Annotated in this window: 1 pseudogene; it reads right to left on the bottom strand. The window is 45.7% G+C overall.

The window, feature by feature from the left end:
* A pseudogene (locus R7E78_RS27545) lies at nt 1–276 on the bottom strand (hypothetical protein); the annotation flags it as partial.
* Nucleotides 277–647: the final 371 nt, after the last annotated feature.

Consider the following 647-nt stretch of genomic DNA (forward strand, 5'->3'; position numbering starts at 1 on the left):
CGGGTCATTACTTTGCAACAACCAGTGTTGGTGCTTGCGCCAAAAGGCAATGTCGGCCGATAGCATGTCCGGCCAAGCGGTGATCGGGAGGTGCGAACGATGGGGGTCACTAAAAGATATGAGGTCGTTACCCTCACCGTGCAGTTTTTGTAAATCGCTATTGAGCTGATAAATCGTGTTAGGGTCAGCTTGCTGCCATAGGCGCTGCTTTTCTTCTTCACTATTACTTTCTAAGTACCCAGGCAGATAACGTTCATAAAGTCGTTCTTCTAACATAACTACTCTCTGAAAAGGCATCTGTTGATAGAAAGTATATACGCAGAAATGGGAAGCACAGTTCTTTACGATGTCTCATGAAGCCGATGAAAGCTCTGGATGAGATCGTGACGAATGCGCCTCCTAAGTGCTTGATGAGCAACGTTGTGCTTATCTCGATTATGATAAATGAGCTTGTAGTCAATAAGTTGGTTGTTTATCGGGCAGGGCAATATTTTCAGCTTTAGGGCGTCTAGTAATCAACGCGTCAAGTCGTTCAAACTGCCGTTGTCACCACCACAAACCGCTCATCTTGTCCCCATCTTGGTTCCGCATTCATTAAATTGAGCTCCAACGCCGTTTGGTATGGGTCAACGTCAAAATGGTTGCTT

It is taken from the genome of Vibrio sp. YT-19(2023) (assembly GCF_033337395.1).